Origin of the sequence: Marinobacter sp. G11 (assembly GCF_021282325.1) — a bacterium.
Lineage (GTDB): Bacteria > Pseudomonadota > Gammaproteobacteria > Pseudomonadales > Oleiphilaceae > Marinobacter > Marinobacter vinifirmus.
In genome coordinates this window covers 37,014-54,185 of the sequence record NZ_JAJSPB010000027.1, presented here as the reverse complement: position 1 = coordinate 54,185, position 17,172 = coordinate 37,014, and the positions used below count along the sequence as shown (strand labels likewise).

The 17,172-nt window shown below is 53.6% G+C and carries 19 protein-coding genes and 1 pseudogene; 15 read left to right on the top strand and 5 right to left on the bottom strand.

Annotation, left to right across the window (positions count from 1 at the left end; all coding sequences use genetic code 11):
* Positions 1–205 (bottom strand): helix-turn-helix domain-containing protein (locus LWH94_RS15185; protein WP_232902738.1); only part of this gene is annotated, 205 nt, incomplete at its 3' end.
* A 430-nt stretch (positions 206–635) separates the two neighbouring features.
* Positions 636–1,625: a porin gene (locus tag LWH94_RS15180; protein WP_232902737.1), complete on the bottom strand. Its 990-nt coding sequence runs from the start codon at positions 1,623–1,625 to the stop codon at positions 636–638.
* A gap of 674 nt (positions 1,626–2,299) precedes the next feature.
* Between LWH94_RS15180 and LWH94_RS15175 the strand changes: the two genes are divergently transcribed.
* The 7 genes from LWH94_RS15175 to LWH94_RS15145 all read left to right on the top strand — a co-directional run bounded on the left by LWH94_RS15175 (position 2,300) and on the right by LWH94_RS15145 (position 7,925).
* Complete coding sequence (locus tag LWH94_RS15175) at positions 2,300–3,196, top strand: cation transporter (RefSeq protein ID WP_023011861.1); 897 nt, start codon at positions 2,300–2,302, stop codon at positions 3,194–3,196.
* Positions 3,197–3,200: 4 nt separating this feature from the next.
* Positions 3,201–3,716 carry a signal peptidase II gene (gene lspA, locus LWH94_RS15170; RefSeq protein ID WP_023011862.1) on the top strand — a complete coding sequence of 172 codons (516 nt, stop codon included), beginning with the start codon at positions 3,201–3,203 and terminating at the stop codon, positions 3,714–3,716.
* A 97-nt stretch (positions 3,717–3,813) separates the two neighbouring features.
* Positions 3,814–4,722: a cation diffusion facilitator family transporter gene (locus LWH94_RS15165; RefSeq protein WP_008169406.1), complete on the top strand. Its 909-nt coding sequence runs from the start codon at positions 3,814–3,816 to the stop codon at positions 4,720–4,722.
* A gap of 33 nt (positions 4,723–4,755) precedes the next feature.
* On the top strand, positions 4,756–5,757 hold the full coding sequence (locus LWH94_RS15160; protein WP_206769037.1) for an arsenic resistance protein: 1,002 nt from the start codon (positions 4,756–4,758) through the stop codon (positions 5,755–5,757).
* 44 nt (positions 5,758–5,801) lie between these two features.
* Entirely contained in the window at positions 5,802–6,440 is a 639-nt protein-coding gene (locus LWH94_RS15155) for a DsbA family protein (RefSeq protein ID WP_058091791.1), read from the top strand.
* A 22-nt stretch (positions 6,441–6,462) separates the two neighbouring features.
* A complete protein-coding gene (locus LWH94_RS15150) occupies positions 6,463–7,305 on the top strand; it encodes a cytochrome c oxidase assembly protein (protein ID WP_023010648.1) in 843 nt (280 codons plus the stop codon).
* On the top strand, positions 7,302–7,925 hold the full coding sequence (locus tag LWH94_RS15145; protein WP_058341922.1) for an SCO family protein: 624 nt from the start codon (positions 7,302–7,304) through the stop codon (positions 7,923–7,925). The genes LWH94_RS15150 and LWH94_RS15145 overlap by 4 nt, the downstream gene beginning before the upstream one ends.
* Positions 7,926–7,986: 61 nt before the next feature.
* On the opposite strand, the gene LWH94_RS15140 is transcribed toward LWH94_RS15145, so the two are convergent.
* Entirely contained in the window at positions 7,987–8,394 is a 408-nt protein-coding gene (locus LWH94_RS15140) for a MerR family transcriptional regulator (RefSeq protein ID WP_008173636.1), read from the bottom strand.
* A gap of 69 nt (positions 8,395–8,463) precedes the next feature.
* Between LWH94_RS15140 and LWH94_RS15135 the strand changes: the two genes are divergently transcribed.
* From LWH94_RS15135 to LWH94_RS15100, 8 genes and pseudogenes are all read left to right on the top strand, one after another.
* Positions 8,464–9,189 (top strand): cation diffusion facilitator family transporter, encoded by a 726-nt coding sequence (locus tag LWH94_RS15135; RefSeq protein ID WP_008173639.1) that lies wholly within the window; start codon positions 8,464–8,466, stop codon positions 9,187–9,189.
* Positions 9,186–9,476, top strand: a complete 291-nt coding sequence (locus LWH94_RS15130) for a disulfide bond formation protein B (protein ID WP_442915001.1) — start codon at positions 9,186–9,188, stop codon at positions 9,474–9,476. The genes LWH94_RS15135 and LWH94_RS15130 overlap by 4 nt, the downstream gene beginning before the upstream one ends.
* A 25-nt stretch (positions 9,477–9,501) precedes the next feature.
* The gene (locus LWH94_RS15125; RefSeq protein WP_053113971.1) at positions 9,502–10,827 is read left to right on the top strand and encodes an IS1182 family transposase; all 1,326 of its coding nucleotides are present in this window, start codon (positions 9,502–9,504) and stop codon (positions 10,825–10,827) included.
* Between the two features lie 142 nt (positions 10,828–10,969).
* Positions 10,970–11,203, top strand: a pseudogene (locus LWH94_RS15120) (disulfide bond formation protein B); the annotation flags it as partial.
* Positions 11,200–11,877 (top strand): DsbA family protein, encoded by a 678-nt coding sequence (locus LWH94_RS15115; protein WP_008173644.1) that lies wholly within the window; start codon positions 11,200–11,202, stop codon positions 11,875–11,877. The pseudogene LWH94_RS15120 and the gene LWH94_RS15115, both read left to right, overlap by 4 nt.
* 81 nt (positions 11,878–11,958) lie before the next feature.
* Positions 11,959–12,681, top strand: a complete 723-nt coding sequence (locus tag LWH94_RS15110; protein ID WP_008173647.1) for a cytochrome c biogenesis CcdA family protein — start codon at positions 11,959–11,961, stop codon at positions 12,679–12,681.
* A gap of 57 nt (positions 12,682–12,738) precedes the next feature.
* The gene (locus LWH94_RS15105; protein WP_053113384.1) at positions 12,739–13,095 is read left to right on the top strand and encodes a DUF3703 domain-containing protein; all 357 of its coding nucleotides are present in this window, start codon (positions 12,739–12,741) and stop codon (positions 13,093–13,095) included.
* Between the two features lie 17 nt (positions 13,096–13,112).
* The gene (locus tag LWH94_RS15100; RefSeq protein ID WP_227507855.1) at positions 13,113–13,568 is read left to right on the top strand and encodes an SCO family protein; all 456 of its coding nucleotides are present in this window, start codon (positions 13,113–13,115) and stop codon (positions 13,566–13,568) included.
* Between the two features lie 538 nt (positions 13,569–14,106).
* Here LWH94_RS15100 and LWH94_RS15095 read toward each other — a convergent pair.
* Both LWH94_RS15095 and LWH94_RS15090 read right to left on the bottom strand, forming a co-directional pair.
* Complete coding sequence (locus LWH94_RS15095) at positions 14,107–14,859, bottom strand: VIT1/CCC1 transporter family protein (RefSeq protein WP_011784790.1); 753 nt, start codon at positions 14,857–14,859, stop codon at positions 14,107–14,109.
* 75 nt (positions 14,860–14,934) lie between these two features.
* Positions 14,935–17,154 (bottom strand): PepSY domain-containing protein, encoded by a 2,220-nt coding sequence (locus LWH94_RS15090; RefSeq protein ID WP_011784789.1) that lies wholly within the window; start codon positions 17,152–17,154, stop codon positions 14,935–14,937.
* Between the last annotated feature and the right edge of the window lie 18 nt (positions 17,155–17,172).

Here is a 17,172-nt window from a genome sequence, read left to right as displayed (position 1 = left end):
ACAGCCGTTGCTCCAGCTGGGCTTCACTCAGATCCTCTGGCAGCGGCCAGCCAAGCTCCGCCTCAGCAGCACGCCGCAGATACTCGCTCACAGTGGGGCGACTGATGCCGCAGGCTGCGGCAACCTGCCGGTTACTCAGCCCTCGCTCCCACTTGAGGCGAAGGACTTCTTTGATTTTACGCATGGATAACCTCTTCGCTGGCATCTGACCCTCTCCGGATGAAAAGGAGCAGAGTACCGTTAGTTATCCCGCGCCGGACGTTTTGATGGGGAAATCAGGCAGCCTGCCAAGGTGGCAGCTTTGCCGTGGAATCAGTGGCAGCTTTCGCGTGGAATGGGTGGCAGGCTTCGTCTGGAATCAGTGGCAACCTTGGTCTGGAATACGCACGTATTCCCCTCCAGTTTCTTTCTTAATTGTTTGTGATATCCGATTCGTACGGATCGTGGCGCAAATCTTAAAACCAGCTAGAACAACGAACTAAAGGTCAAAAAAAAGGCGAGAATGAAGCATTCCCGCCATTAAATAACCTTAGTTAACTCACAAGTAGACTCTCACACGAACCTTAAATGAGCTTGAAATCCGGAAAAGATTTCAGATACGTCGGTCCCCCTGTATTCAGCGATCACGCTCGACTCTACATGGAAAACTTATGCTCGAAGCCCACACCAAATGTGGAGTCCTCAGAGTCGGCCAAGTCCGCCTCCACCTGAGACACATACGCATAGACCTTACTCTTGCTCGCCAGTTTATAATCGAGCCCCAAGGCCAGCAGGGTTAGCTCCTCGTTTGTTGTCTCGGCTTCGGTCAGTCCGTACTGTGCCTTGATCTTCCAACGCTCAAGATTAACGGCACCACCAACCAGATAAGACGTATCTTCTCCAGGGCCATCGCTTTCTTCTGCCAACTGGTAAACTGCGCCGATCTCGAAGTTGCTTAATCGGACCTTCCCTACGGTTCGCAGGATATTAAGACGACTATCGCCACTTGAATCGGCTTCCAGTGAATCTTCGATATCAGAATCGTAGGCAATACTTCCGTAAAAACGATCATTCTCAAACGTAAAAGAGCTGGAAACTGCATCCGCAGGTCCGTCGTTCTCTGCCCCAGCTGACTGCTCTTCACCCGGGATGACGGCAACACTAACGCCCACAGCATCAAACAGACGTGGAGAACTGTATTGAACAATGTTGCTGGTCCGATTTTCACCAGCCATGATATTTTTTATATCCGCCTGTAAGTCGTTGAACTGGTCAACCTTGCCCTGCGCTGACTTTAAAGGTGTGTCAAATTTTCCCGCAATCAGTGCACCGAGGTTCGCCTGCTTGAAGCCACCGTAAATATTACGCTGCGAGAAAGTCTGGCCATCCTTATCTCCATCATCAATCGATATTTCAAATTCTGCCTTGTAGATCGCCTCCAAGCCTTCGAGGTCGGTATTGAGCGCCCCTTTTACCCCCAGACGGGACGCATTACTCTGGAGCTTCCAGGTATCGCTATTACCGTCGTCCTGGTTTTCATACGAAACATTGGCTTTGCCATACAGGATAGGACCGTCCGCAGCTTGCGCATTTATTGAAGTCACGACAAATCCACCAAACACCAACATCGATAGACACTTTTTCATGAACACCTCTTCAGATTAGATAGATTCAAAATGACACTTGAAGTCTTTCAAATGCTGAGTAGATGGTGCTTTGTACTTATTGCAAAACTGTTACATTTAAATATTTTTTCGTTTTATTCAAAAACCTAAATTAAAATCTTTCTATTATATCCTTTGACACTGAATTGAACTTGAATATAAGCGGTCGTCTTCATACATTGCGTCGTGGGCACGGAAGCGCTTTCCGTCTGACGCCAGGTCATTCACTAAATTCTTCTGTTCGCTCCCTGTGGTGGCCCCCGCTAAACCGGACACCACCTTGTTAATTTGATGCCAGCTCTGCCCGGTATTCCCCGGGCGATCTAATTGTTCCGCCCGTTCACGCCCTTTTTCCAGCGACCGGCCTGCCAAGACAATGTCGCTGTCGATCCGTTGCCCAAGAGTGTTGCAATAGCCGCCCCTGCAGCTCCGTAGCTACCAAGGATTAGTACGCTCTTGTTGCCCTGCCTCATCGTTGCTCAAACTCCTTTTAATGTACTCCAGTTCAACTCTTTAGTTACTACAGGGTCATACCGCAAGTCGTCGAATCGCGGTGGGTTCACCAGTGTCGTCAAAAACTAACAACTTAACGTTGACCCTGTAGTGACTACAGGGTTTTAAATAACGGAACTTGTGTGAGAACCGGAGCCGCGAAAATGAGCAAACCCTGCGATGGACAGTGTGGCAGCGAAGATTCTGTCGTTAACAATGAGCTTCAGAGCCCCGTCACCGCCGAAACAGACAGCCAGCTCAGCACCTACAGCGTGCCGAAAATGGATTGCCCCTCAGAAGAGCGAATGATTCGAATGGCGCTCACGGGTTTTGACAACATTCAGTCACTCTCATTCGACCTATCGAATCGAAAGCTGGAAATTATCCATCAAGGCGAAGTCGGACCTATTACCAGCAAACTGGAAACCCTGGGTCTGGGCGCTTCCTTGCAGAGGACAGAAGACGCCAGCGCTGAATCCGTCAGAGCGGCTGAATCTTCTAAGGCCAACGAAAGCGAAGAGTCCGGCACTTTATGGATACTGCTGGCAATCAACGCACTGATGTTTCTGGTCGAGATGACGATGGGCCTGATCGCCCAGTCCGCTGGCCTGATTGCAGACTCGCTAGACATGCTTGCCGATGCCGCCGTCTACGGTCTCGCGCTTTACGCCGTTGGGCACGGCATCAAAATGCAGGTCAGAGCGGCGCATGTGGCTGGCATACTCCAGCTTATCCTTGCCGCTGGGGTACTGGTTGAAGTTGGCAGGCGCTTTCTGTTTGGCAGTGATCCCCAGTCGTCAATGATGATGGCCGTCGCATCTGTGGCCCTTATTGCCAACATCAGTTGCCTGCTCCTGATCGCCAAACACCGTGACGGCGGTGCTCACATGAAAGCCAGCTGGATATTTTCGGCCAATGATGTGGTTATCAATCTGGGAGTTATCCTTGCAGCCCTTCTTGTTGCCTGGACCGGCTCCAACTACCCGGATCTGGTTATTGGCGGTATTGTGGGAGGCATTGTACTCATTGGTGCCAAGCGCATCCTTGCGCTAAAAGGATAATTCGATGTCTGAAGACCGTTCTCGCTTTTTTACGCTCACTTTTCTCGGCTTTTCGGCACTTATAGCTCTGGCCGACCAACTTATTAAATGGCTCGTCCAGCAATCCATGGCTTACGGACAATCGGTTGAGATCACCCCTTTCTTTAATTGGGTGCACGTATGGAATAAAGGCGCTGCCTTCAGTCTCTTTGCCGATGGCGGTGGCTGGCAGCGATATTTTTTTATTGCGATAGCCATTGTCGTCTCGGCTGTTCTGGTCAAATTGATTCGGGACAGCCATAAGCGAACCGAAGCACTAGCCTATTCGATGGTACTTGGCGGTGCATTTGGAAATGTCATCGACCGAGTTTTTCGAGGCTATGTTGTCGATTACCTGGATTTTCATTGGCAATCCCGGCACTGGCCGGCGTTCAACCTTGCCGACGTGTTCATCGTCCTGGGCGTGGCCATGATTTTGGTCACGAGCTTCACAGCCGAGAAAGGTGCCGGGAATAACATGGAAAATCGCCAGAATGGCTAGTTTTCGCGCGGTCGCAACACTCGCTAAGCCCTCTGAGCCAGGCTTAGCGAGTGTTGCGACTACGTTTAATTGAACAGCAACGACCAAGGAGAAAACAATGGGCCACGAGCATGCTCACATGTCACCGGATACTAAGGATAAGAGAGTTGCAGTAGCTATCTGGGCGAACGGTATCCTAACCTTGGCTCAGATCGCTGGAGGGATCTTCGCTGGCAGCTTGGCGCTGATAGCCGACGCTATACACAACTTTTCGGATATGGCGTCACTATTTATCGCATTTGCGGCGCGGAAGATTGCACGCCGCCCGGCCGACTCGAAGATGACCTTTGGCTACGGGAGAATTGAGGTTGTTGCGGCACTCATAAATTACACCACTTTGATAATGATCGGGGCATATTTGATCTACGAAGGTGGCATGCGATTCATAGATCCCCCGGAAATCAAGGGGTGGTGGGTAGTTTGGCTTGGCATTATCGCATTGGTAGTGGATGGTTTGACCGCGCTGCTTACTTACTCCATGCAAAAGGACAGCGTCAACATCCGTGCGCTGTTTCTACACAACTTGTCTGATGCGTTTGCGTCAATTGCAGTCGTTGTAGGCGGCGCCCTGATTCTCCTGTACGACATGCGTTGGGTTGATCCCGCGATCACAATTGGTATCGCAAGCTATATTCTCTACCTGGGTCTAACGGAAATCGGCGGAACCATCCGGACACTCATGCTGGGTAGTCCATTGGATATCGACACAGATTCTGTCATCGAGGCTTTATCAAACGTAGAAGGCGTTTTAGACCTTCACCACGTACATTTCTGGCAGATGGGTGAGCATGATGCCTCCCTCGACGCCCATGTGGTGGTCGAAATAAGTGCCTGGAATGAACTTGAAAAAGTCAAGGGTGGGATAAAACGAACTTTGGAAAACGAGTTCGGCATCACTCATTCAACATTGGAGTTTGAACATCCTGATCACAGTCACAAAGATGCCCATACTTATGGCCATGGCTAGCAGGGCTGCTGAAAAGGGTACCGTGTGGCAGATATGCTGCGAATGGCCGACATTCCACTCGGTTACGAGCACGCCATGCGAGACGTAATTGAACGCCACCAGGTCTGGGCCTACCTCATCGCTGTTGTTTTCGGACTGTCTGTGGATTGGACATCGTCCCTCGGTGACAGTGTGCCGGATTACTTAATCTGGGGGTTGCTCGGAGTTCTGCTCTACGCCACATTTACTCAAACACCGTTGACCCACCTGTCTGATATGTTCCGGGACCGTCGGTTCATGGGTGCCTTGCTCACCGGAAATTTTCTGGTCATGCCGGCGATCACTGCCTTGCTGATATTGGCGCTGCCGGACAATGACGCGCTGAAGTTGGGAGTGCTTCTGGTATTGCTGATGCCCTGTACCGACTGGTTTGTCACCTTCACTCACCTAGGCAAGGGGGACAGCACCCGAGCCATTGCGGCAACACCGGTTCTGCTGATTGCTCAACTGGGTCTTCTTCCACTTTACCTCTGGCTTTTCATGGGTAATCAGTTCGACGTGAATCTTGAGCTTGGGCGGCACCTCCTGCCGGCCTTTGGCGGGCTGATTATTGTCCCGCTTATCCTGGCATTTCTGACTGAAAAATGGGCCGAAAACTCCAGAAAAGCCATCGGGTTCATTCGCTTCATGGGTCTGATGCCGGTCCCTCTGCTGACAGTCGTACTGTTCATCATCTCAATGACACAGGTCAGCCAGATCGACAGTACCGGCTCACTTATCTGGCCCTTGATGATTCTGTTTCCGGCCTATCTTCTAGCTGCGGCTCTGGTTGGAAAGGCTCTGCGCCGGGTCTTTCGATTACCGGTAGAAACCGGTCGCACCGTCATCTTCAGCCTAGGAACACGCAACTCCTTCGTGGTTTTACCTTTGGCACTGTCAATGCCAGAGGCCTGGGCTGTGGCCGTCGTGGTGATTGTCGTCCAGTCTTTGTTGGAACTGTTTGGAATGATGCTTTATCTGCGGTGGGTGCCTAGTCGGCTGCTACCGGACACCTGAATAATCTGAAACCCGTAAACTCATTTAAAATAGGAAGATCTCCCGTGCAAACCCGAACCCTGGTCATCAGTCTCCTTCTTTTTTGTCTGGTTGTCTTTGCTGGTGCTTTTGTTATTTACGATCGCTCCCAGGGCACTAATGAACCCGCCGTTGTTGAAAAAACGCCACTGGTGAGGGATTACTCTCCCGTTATTGGCCCTGAGGACGCGCCGGTAACCATTGTCGAGTTCTTCGACCCATCCTGCGAAGGTTGTCGCGCCATGCATCCCTATGTGAAACAGATTCAGGCTGCCTACCCGGACAACGTGCGTCTGGTACTGCGCTACGTATTGTTTCACAAAGGCTCGGAAGAGGCCGTCAGAATCCTGGAAACCGCCCGTGAACAGGGGGTCTATGAGCCGGTACTGGACGCTGTTATGGAAGCACAACCGAAATGGCACGATGATCCAAAGGTCGCCGCAGCATGGGATGCGGCGGAGTCAGCCGGACTTGATGTCGAAGCCGCTCGGGCCGGTATGAACTCACCCGAGATTGACGGCATTATTCAACAGGATGCTGCGGACGTTAAGGCGGTTGGAATTTCCGGAACCCCAACATTCTACGTTAACGGAGACACCTTGAGCCGCCTGGGGCCTCAGGAACTGTACGACCTGGTGACATCCAAGGTAGGGTCACTGAAATAACAACAAAACAACCGGCAACGCTATGTCACTGCTTGACTACCTTTTACCCTACGATTTCTCGCCGCTGACCATACTCAGCTACATGCTCGTGATGGGATTCTATGGCGTCGGGCTAATTCGGATGCCGGAACAGGACCGGCCAGGCTCACTGCGGATCTTTGCGTTCACCCTGGGGGTACTGATCTGTTATGCGGTGATGCAGACCCGCTTCGATTACTACGCACAATACATGTTCTTCGTCCATCGGGGTCAGCACCTGATTCTTCATCATATCGGTCCGATCCTGATCGCCCTGTCCAACCCTTTACCGGTCATGCGGTTCTGGTTCGCAAAAATCAGCCCGGGCTGGAGGCATACATTGAGGCCTCTGGGCTGGGTCTATAACGTTCTGCAACAGCCTTTTATCGCCCTTTTCCTGTTTGTCGGGCTTATCTATTTCTGGCTGTGGCCATCAATCCATTTTGACGCCATGCTCAGCCGGGATCTGTATTGGGTCATGAACTGGAGCATGTTGCTGGATGGCCTGCTGTTCTGGTGGTTGATCTTTGATCCAAGACCGCCGGCGATCACCTCATCGCTGGGGTATGGCAGACGCATGTTGGTTCTGGCCGCCGCAGGTGTGCTTCAGATGTTTCTTGGGGCGTGGATCGTGTTTTCACGTGACATGGTCTATGACGTTTACGAAGTCTGTGGCAGGGCCTGGCCGCTGGACCCGGAAGTCGACCAGCTACTGGGAGGCATGCTGACCTATATTCCTCCGGCCATGATGAGCATTCTTGGCATTCTTCTGATGCTCCGGCGAGCCATGCATCAGGACGGAAAATATACCAACCAATCCAAACAACTTGAGGAAACAGCGTCATGAGAACTCGCTTCTGGCGACAGCGCACCAACATCATATCGGCGACCTTAACGCTGATAGCAGCCCTATTGCTGACTGGTTGCTTTGGCAATGACGAGGAAGACTGGAACGGTAAAAACATCAGTGGCTTGATGCCTGAGCTGGAATTCGACCTGATCAATAGCCAGGGCAAGTCTGTATCTGGCGATGATTACAGTGGCCGCGTGAGAATGCTGTTTTTCGGGTTCACCTCGTGCCCCGATGTTTGCCCGACCGCCCTGCAAAAACTCAATCAGGCAACCAGTGGCCTGGACCCCGCGCTTCAGGATGAAGTACTCACTTTGTTCGTGAGTGTCGATCCGAAACGTGACACGCCTGAGCGTCTCGCAAAATACGTGGATTTCTTCGGCGACAATATTGTAGGACTCACTGGAAAAGAACCCCAGCTTCGTGAACTGGCAAAACGATATAGAACAACCTTCGGTTATGACGAACCTGCCGCTGATGGAAATTATGCGGTGTCACACAGCAGCGCGATTTATGTATTTGATCGCGAAGGTAACCCCCGCCTCTTAATGCGGCCCGATCTGAGTAGAGAAGAAATTCGGCATGACCTCGTTGCTCTTATTCAGGAGGATGCCTGACTGAATAGACTGTCCCAACTCGAATTGAGACAGTCCTGGTTGGCGGGCACATACAAAGTGGTTAAGCAGAGCCGGAGAGTGTCTCGATAATTCGGCAGTCCATAATAACTCCGCCGTCACAACACGCACTCAGTCTTTCCAACTCGTGTTCCATTGCATGTAGATCTTTCAGTCGAGAGCGCACTTGAACCAGTTGTTGTTCAACTTTGGCGTCCACACCCGCACAGGACTCCTGCTGACGATCCGCCAGTGAAAGCAGTTCACGAATATCGTCAAGGCTAAATCCGAGCCCGCGGCTTCGTCGAATAAACAGCAGCCGCGAATGATCCTCTTCGGAGTAGAGACGATAGCCCGACTCCGAGCGGGTCGCTTTCGGCAACAGTCCAATTTTTTCGTAATAACGGATGGTCACGGGCTTAACGCCCGTATCATCAGCTAGCCGACCGACCGTGTTCCTTTTTTCGCTCATCGCTATTGACCTTATAGTTACTATAACCACCAGTGTATCGATGTATTGCACGTTTTAGGAGGGTTCGTCGTGGACAGCTGCTGTGAAAACAAGGCCGGTGAACTGGCACAATTGCGAGCGAGCCAAAGCCGGGTGCTTTACATTGCGCTTGCCATCAACGCAGTGATGTTTGTGGTGGAATTCAGCGCCGGCTGGATTGCAAGCTCTACCGCGTTGCTGGGCGATTCGCTGGATATGTTTGGCGACGCGTCTGTCTATGCACTGACACTGTTCGTGCTGGACCGAAGCCGTCGCGCGCGTGCCGGAGCGGCTTTGTTCAAAGGCGGCTTTATGCTGTTGTTCGGGCTTGTTGTTGTCGCCGATGCCATCCGCAAGCTGGTGATACAGGAAGTGCCCGCCGCCGAGTGGATGGGCGCTGTCGGCGCTCTTGCCCTGTTTGCAAACGGCGTTTGTTTTGTGTTGCTCTACCGTCATCGTGCGGACGATCTCAATATGCGTTCCACCTGGATGTGTTCCAGGAACGATCTGTTCGCCAATAGCAGTGTAATCATTGCGGCAGGATTGGTCGCCCTCACCAATACCCTCTGGCCGGACATCATTGTGGGCCTCGCCATTGCTGCGCTATTCCTGCACTCCGCTTGGCAGGTCATCCGTGAGGGTATGGAGGAATGGCGTGCCGGTGGGGCTGAAACCGCCGATAAATCGAGCAAAGATGAAGGCGATACCGCTGGAAACAGCTGCTGCTCTTCTTCGCAAAGCACTTGTGCCAATGAATCCAGAGAGCCATCCCGGTGACCACCAATAACCGGGTGATTCCATGGGGGCTGCTGCTGTCAGCCTGGCTACTGGCGGCGGGGTCCTCGCTTTCAGCCATCTACATCGGGGAAGTTCTCGGGCAGGCTCCGTGCGTTCTGTGCTGGTTTCAGCGCGCCTTCATGTTTCCGTTGGCGGTGATTCTCGCAGTCGCCTGCTACTACTCGGATTTTAACGTTTGGCGCTACGCTATGCCGCTGTCTGTCATTGGCTCCCTGTTCGCTCTAGGAGTCTGCGCGGCAGGAGCCACCTTCTGGCATAATACGTAAAAATTCTTCAGCACCGGAGAATCCGATGGGAACCACCTTCCGCCCCTATTCACCTGATCAGGAACTGCTTCTTCCCCCGAGCCTGAACGAGTGGCTGCCCGAAGGGCATCTGGCCTATTTCATCAGTGACGTGGTCGAGGAACTGGATCTGAGTGCCTTCTACGCCCGGTATGAAGGGAGCGGTCGGCGCAACTCGCCTTTCGATCCGCGGATGATGTTGAAGGTGTTGATCTATGCGTACGCGACCGGCGTGTTTTCATCACGAAAGATCGCCCGGAAGTTGGAAGAAGATGTCGCCCTTCGGGTCCTGGCGGCTGGCAATTTCCCCAGACACCGCACTATCTGCGATTTTCGCAAGCAACACCTGGCTGCGTTCAAGGCCGTATTTATTCAGGTGGTCCGGATCGCCCAGGAAGCGGAATTGGTTACTCTCGGTACGCTGGCGATTGATGGCACCAAGGTCCGGGCCAACGCCAGTAAGCACAAGGCCATGAGCTATGACCGCATGCGGGAGGAAGAAGCCCGTCTGTCAAAAGAGGTTGATGAGCTTTGTGGCCAGGCTCGCCGTGTGGATGAATCGGAAGACCAACAGTTTGGCCCGGATCAGCGGGGCGACGAGTTACCCGAAGAGCTTCAGCACCGTCAGGGGCGGCTGGACAAGATCCGGGCAGCGAAGGAGAAACTGGAAGCGGATCAAAAAACGCAAGATGAGGCCAAAGGCCGGCATCCAGACGATGATCGCCGCTCACCCAAGGGTGGCCGGAACTTCAAGAGAGACTATGGAGTTCCGGAGGACAAGGCTCAGAGTAACTTTACCGACCCCCAAAGCCGGATCATGAAAACGAATGATGGGTTCCAGCAATGCTATAACGGCCAACTGGCCGTGGATGGCGAGTTCCAGATCATCGTGGGCAACCGCCAGGGTAACAACCCCAGTGATAACGGCTGTCTGGTGCCGCTGCTGGGCGAGGTAAAAGAAACTCTGGGAAGTTACCCGGGCCAATGTCTGGCTGATGCGGGTTATCGCAAAGAGGAAGACTTGCAGGCATTGGAGACAAAAGGCATAGATGGCTACGTCTCGCTGCGCCGGGAAGGCAAAAAAACCGGAGATATAAACGCGAGCCGGTACCCGGCGACGGCCCGCATGGAGGAGAAGCTTACCACGGCGGAGGGGCGAGCAGTCTACGCTCAGCGCAAGCACATGGTTGAGGCGGTGAATGGCTGGATCAAGAATGTCCTGGGCTTCCGGCAGTTCGGCTTGCGGGGCCTTCAGGCGGTGCAGGGTGAATGGGATCTTGTCTGTCTGTCGCTCAATCTCAGGCGCATGAGTTCACTGATGAGGCTGGCATAAGTCGCTGAGGCAGCCTTTGGCTCACGGTAGGTACAGCTGGGGCCCTGCGATGCCCCTTTTAACCGGTTAACTGGCTGGATCGAAAGCGATGATGGAGCCGATCCGATATCGCGAACACTCCTTCCGGCCAGACAATGATCCGGTCTGGCGGAAACGAGGGCTCAAAACGTTTCTGCCGCGCAGACTCCTAGCCCACTCACTGCTTTATGTGGGGCTCATTCCACAACCCATTCAGCCCTGCACGGCCACTGGCCCGTCCTGCTCGGGTGACGGAATGACGATATTTGGTGGGCTGCCGCTTCCGTTTCTATCGCTGGCCATTTTTGTTGCCATCATCATTCTGCTCTTGCTTATCCGTCGGAGAGTTCATACATGAATCGTCGTGCCATCTTTGTTGTCGTGTGTCTCGTGCTGATCGCAGCCTTTTCAGCCGCCGTCCTATTCAAGCCACAGCCCCAGCAGCCTCAAAAAACGGCCACCACCGGCGAAAAGTCTGTTGCCGCTGCCGAACCGATCGCGAACCAACAAGCATTGGTACGCTTCCATTCGCCCACATTCGGGCCTGCCGACGCACCGGTGATCATCGTTGAGTTTTTCGACCCCTCCTGCGAAGCCTGCCGGGCGTTCTACCCGATCGTGAAACAGATACTTGCTGAGTATCCAGGCCAGGTGCGGCTTGTTTTGCGGTACACAATGTTCCATCAGGGTTCCGAGGAAGTCTCCAGAATTCTGGAAGCAGCTCGCCTGCAAGATGTCTATGAACCGGTGCTGGAAGCTGTGTTGGAGGTGCAGCCGGCCTGGCACGACGACCCGAAGGTTGCCAAGGCATGGGGAGCGGCCGAGGCAGCCGGTCTGGACCTGTCCCAAGCCCGTGAGGATATGCAATCCGAACGGATAAGCGCCATCCTTGATCAGGACATGCAGGACGTCAAAACCATCGGTGTTCGGGGCACCCCGACTTTTTTCGTGAATGGCCGCCAACTCACGGAGTTTGGTCCCAAACCGCTACTTCGTCTTGTTCAGGAGTCGCTCCCAGACGCACAGAAATAGTCGACCGGTGTCGAACAAAACACGGATGGGCTTGATGCCCTCCACCGTCAACTGAACTCAGAAAATTGAGGACTCACGGAAATGCCAGATCTTGCGACATGGGGAATGCTGGCTGCTTTTTTTGGCGGCCTGGTGTCATTTTTCTCACCCTGCACTCTGCCGCTGGTTCCGGGGTATCTATCGGTCGTTACGGGCGGCACTGTCACAGACCGTTCGAGTCGACTGCAATCTCTGTGGCTCAGTATCTGTTTTGTCCTTGGGTTCAGTGTAGTGTTCATCGCTTTTGGTGCCAGCGCTAGTCTGCTCGGTCAGTGGCTGATGGCCTACCGGCAGGAAGCCAATCTGGTGGCGGGCATTCTGATTGTGCTGATGGGGCTATTTATGCTGGGCTGGTGGAGCATGCCCGCGTTACAGCGCGACTGGCGCTTTGGGCAAACCCTTGAGGGTGGACGGCCCACGGCAGCGTTCCTTCTCGGCTTGGCCTTTGCCGTCGGGTGGACACCGTGTATTGGCCCGATATTGGGCGCTATCCTGGCTCTCAGTTCCACCCATGCGAATGCTGAAACCGGCATGCTGTACCTGGCCGTTTATTCGCTGGGGTTGGCAATTCCATTTTTGGCAACGGCTTTATTTATTAAGCACTTTCGGGCGCGAGTGCGCTGGATGAGCCGCTGGAGTCAGTCACTGAGAATCCTGGCAGGGCTGGTTCTGGTTGTTATGGGGGTAATGGTGCTGACGGGACAGATGACCCGGTTTGCATCATGGATGTTATCCGCATTTCCGGTACTCGGAAGACTCGGTTGATCCCGGGCAAATCTTTGCCCACAACTTAGCTGGCCGATAAGGCAGGAGAACTGAGCAGTGAACAGTGAACTCAAGACGTTCTATCTGACAGAACCGGCAGCAGCCGCTGATGCTGACAATCAGGGCGATGTCGCTACAGCGTTCAGACATCTTGAACGGGCTCATATTCTGAGCCAGAAGTTCGCGTTAGCGCACACGACAACACATTTGCGCATGCTCCGGCTTGGCTGGCACGCGCGCGATGCTCGCGAGGTTCTCGGTCAGCTGGCTCGGGCCTTCGCTGCGTTGCTGGTTTCACGAATCCGGGTTCCTGTCGGCAATACGGGACTTGCCAACGTCAGCGCATTTGAACCGATGGCGGTGCCGGAAGACTTGGCGATTGTTCTGGGACACCAGAATCCTTCCAACACGTAATTGAAGGACACCACTTGATGATCAAACCCTGCTTCCAACACCACGCAAAGCGCTTTGCATCCATTGCAATGATGATGCTGGCAATCCTCCTTGTTGGCTGCATGGGCGATGATCCGCCGGATTGGCACGGGACAGAAATCAGCGGCGTGATGCCCAAGCTTGAATTCGATTTGATCGACAGTCAGGGAACACGGGTTTCAGGCGATGATTACAGTGGTCAGGTACGAATGCTGTTTTTCGGATTTACCTCTTGCCCTGATGTTTGCCCCACTGCTCTGCAAAAACTCAGCCAGGCCGTCAGCGGGCTGAGCACGGAAAATCAGGAGGAAGTACTTACGTTGTTCGTCAGTGTCGATCCTCAGCGCGACACACCCGAACGCCTGGCGGAGTACGTCAATTTTTTTGGTGACAAAATCATCGGGCTGACCGGCAACGCCTCTGACCTCCGCACGCTTACCCAGCGATACCGGTAGACGTTCGGGCATGAAGAACCGGACGCAGAAGGTGACTATGCCGTTACTCACAGCGGTGCAGTCTATGTGTTTGATCGTGATGGTAATCCTCGCCTGCTTATCCGGCCGGAAGATTTAAGCGCTCAATCCATTCGGCAGGACCTTGTTGGCCTGCTTGAAGAGGATTACTGAATGACTGGAGGCTCTGGAGGAAAGCTCTGACTCGAATGTTCGCTTTTGTTTAGGTGCTGGTCGCAAAGCGAACATTCTGGGGTCAGTTCACGAAACGGAAAAAATTGTACGCTAAGCCTTTGGCATCAATGATATCGACACCATTTTTTCCACAATTCATAAAGTTGCGCAGTAATTAGTCGACGACTGGCCCTTGCTAAATAATTTTCATTTCAGCATGAGTTGTGCTTTAAAAATTCAATTCTGCAACTACACTCATTGGGCGAACAGAGCGAGAAATCCGCCGTTAATTCCAATAGCGGGTACGCGAATGAATATCAGCTCTTAGGGGAATATTATGTTAAATTGTCTATTCACCGCTGAAGAACTAACCCCCCAATAACCCCTGCGCAAAATGCCCAGTAGCAAACGCCAGCCCCGCTGCGGCCGTACCCATGATCAAAGTCCGGAGTCCTGATCGCATTGCTGGTAAGCCATAGACGATACTTTTAAGCATTCCGATACCCAAGAAGACGACGCCTGCCAAACCAAGACTCGTCAGGAACTGAATCTGACTCTCCATACCCGGGATGGCATAAGGCAGTAAAGGTAAAGCACCAACCGACAAAAATGCGGCGAAGGTAGTCAACGCGGCTCGGCGTGGGCTGAGTCCGGCACCCGAGAGTCCGTACTCTTCTCGCAACATGGTTGCTACCCACACATCGGGATTACGACTGATAGCCTCCACTACTTGCTCCAGCAATTCGCCGTCGAATCCCTTCGCCTGAAACAGCTGGCGAATTTCCTCACGTTCACCTTCTGGCACAGCACGGATATGTTCACGTTCTGTGCGTTCAGCAAATTTGATCTGATTCAACTGCGCCTGGCCCGCTTCGTAATTACTTACCGCCATGCTGAAGCCGTCTGCAATCAGGTTTGCAAAGCCGAGTACCAACGCAACCTGTGGCGAGAAACCTGCGCCGAACGCACCCGATACAACCGCAAACGTTGTAACGCAGCCATCGATGCCGCCAAGCACAGCATCTGGTAGCGTCGAGGCCTTAACGGGACCAGCAAGCCGTGCACGAACGGCATTAGGCTGGTGCTCGCTGAGCAGTCTTTCATTTTCTGTGGATGGCATCTTTCAGCTTCCTGTTCAGGACGCGATTTGGTGCTTTGGGATTATAGGCTCAGTTCGACCTTGTCACTTTATCTGTCAATATACATCTTCAAGATAACGTCCCTGGCCTCTCAGAGTTTCAATATCGATGTGCAAGGGTTTGATAATGTCTTCTATAACCTGCCGCACAGCCGCCGCCATATCCCGGCCACCACAGACCAGTATCTGCGCACCGGTGTTAACCATCTGTCGCACGGCTAATTCATCCTGTTTGAGCTTATCCTGCACGTAGGCGCGCTCGTCTGTTCTTGAGAAGGCTGTGTTCAGCCCGCTCAGTCGATGATCCTCAAGATAGCGCCCAAGCTCAGGTTGGTAGAGAAAATCTGACCTGGCATCGCGACCGCCCCAGTACAGATACATAGGGTTGCAACTGGTATTGTTTCTGATGAAACCGGTTAACGGACCAATCCCGGCACCTGCACCGACAAGAATCACTGGTCGGTTACCGGTAGCTGGCCGAAAGCCTGGATTGGGGCGGATGAAGCCATCGATACAATCACCCGGCTTGAGGTCATGCAAATAACCGGAGCAAAGACCGCCGGCCTGCTTACGGACGCATATCTCAACAATTTCGTCATTTGCCGAGGACGCGAGCGAGTAGAACCGCGGGGGTTGACCGTGTGGGGGAATAACCCCCAAAAGGTCTCCCGCCTCGAACGGTGGCAGCGCTTTAAATCTTCTTGGAGAAGCCGTTAGCCATCCGCCCTGCTCCGCCGGTTTGAACCGGAAGATACTGGTGGGCGCCTGAACCGCAATCCCGTAATCCGCCCTTTCTACCAGTTCCAGTTTGACCGTTGCTGGCTGCAATGCACAGTAGTTCAAGAAAAGCGGAGTACCGATAACCTCACCAACCCGGTTTCCCCACTCACTGAATTGCGAGGCAGAACACCGATCAATCAGTTCAATGGCGTGCAAACGGCTGACGCCTTTACCGGCGAGCGCAGCATCCACCGACAAGGCAAACTGACAGAAGTTCGGAAACTGCCGGTCACCAAAACCCAGTACCGTGTATCGCAGGTTCTTCTCAGCCCGGAATTCTTTGAGCCTGGCCATAAACTGCCGGGCCGATGCGGGTGCATCACCATCACCGTATGTCGAAGTCAGCACGAACAGCCTGGAAGCCTGCGGATACTGCTTAGCCAGGGCATTCATCTCGCTGCAATGCACGCGGAAACCGGCCTTATTCAGGCTGCTATGGAGTTCCTGGGCAAATCCCCAGGTGGCATTACCTTCGGAGCCGACCAGAATAATTGTATCCGCCTGAGCGGCATCGGCGTTGTCAGGAAGCTGCCCTGAAGACCGGCGACGCTGCCACCAGATGGTTGCACCTGTTATCGAGAGAGCTGGCACAGTCAGTGCCGCAGCGCCAAGAATCAGGCCAAGCCACCATAGGCCTTCACCGGTGTGCAAACGTACAATCCAGTCCTGCAATACGCCGCTGTCAGAGCGCGGCTGGAACTGCAGCAACTCGCCCGTAGCCTGGTCCACGAATCCGGAGCCGCCGGCGGTTGACAGCGAATAGACGTCCTGCGGATCACCGGGATAGGGAAACACCAGTTCCCGGAGTTCGCCAAGATCGAAATTGCCTAGCGCTTTTAAGGTGCCCACAGGCGATGGTTGCCCGCCCGAGACCTCAGCCGGAAACCCTGGCCCTGTGTCAGGCGCTTCCGGCAGCAAACCAAAGCGCTGTGCCGACATATAGCTACCGGTCAGTGCGGATAACAGTAGGCCGAGCACGGCAAACCGGGCCAGCTCGGCATGGATTCGTTTCCCGCCTGAGCCGGAAAGCGGTCTTAGTATATTCTTCCAACCCCCGGTACGCCGGGCTATCAACAATATTCCCGAAAGACACAGAAGTACCATCAAAGCAGCTAATACGCCGGCCAGCGCTCTACCGGCATCATCCAGCATAAACGCACGGTGCAGGTCCTTGACCCAGCCAAAAAATGCGGAAGGTTCGTAGGGTGCGGTGCCCTCACCTGTTACCGGATTCACCAGATCCGCACCGGCCTGGCCGTCACGGCTGTAATAGACAATGACCTTGCCAGAAGGCTCTCGCACGATCTGCTCAGTCCCGGGATAGTGAGCAACGACCCGGTCTGCCAGCTCGGCAATACTGACTTCACCGGAAGCCGGAATGACCGCTGACACTCTATCCAGCGTCGGAGCCAAAGCCAACACAGCTCCCGTGACCGAGAGAACGATCAGGAACACGCCTGCAAGCAAACCCGGTAAACTGTGGAACTTGCGCAACATAATAGTCGATGCTCCTGG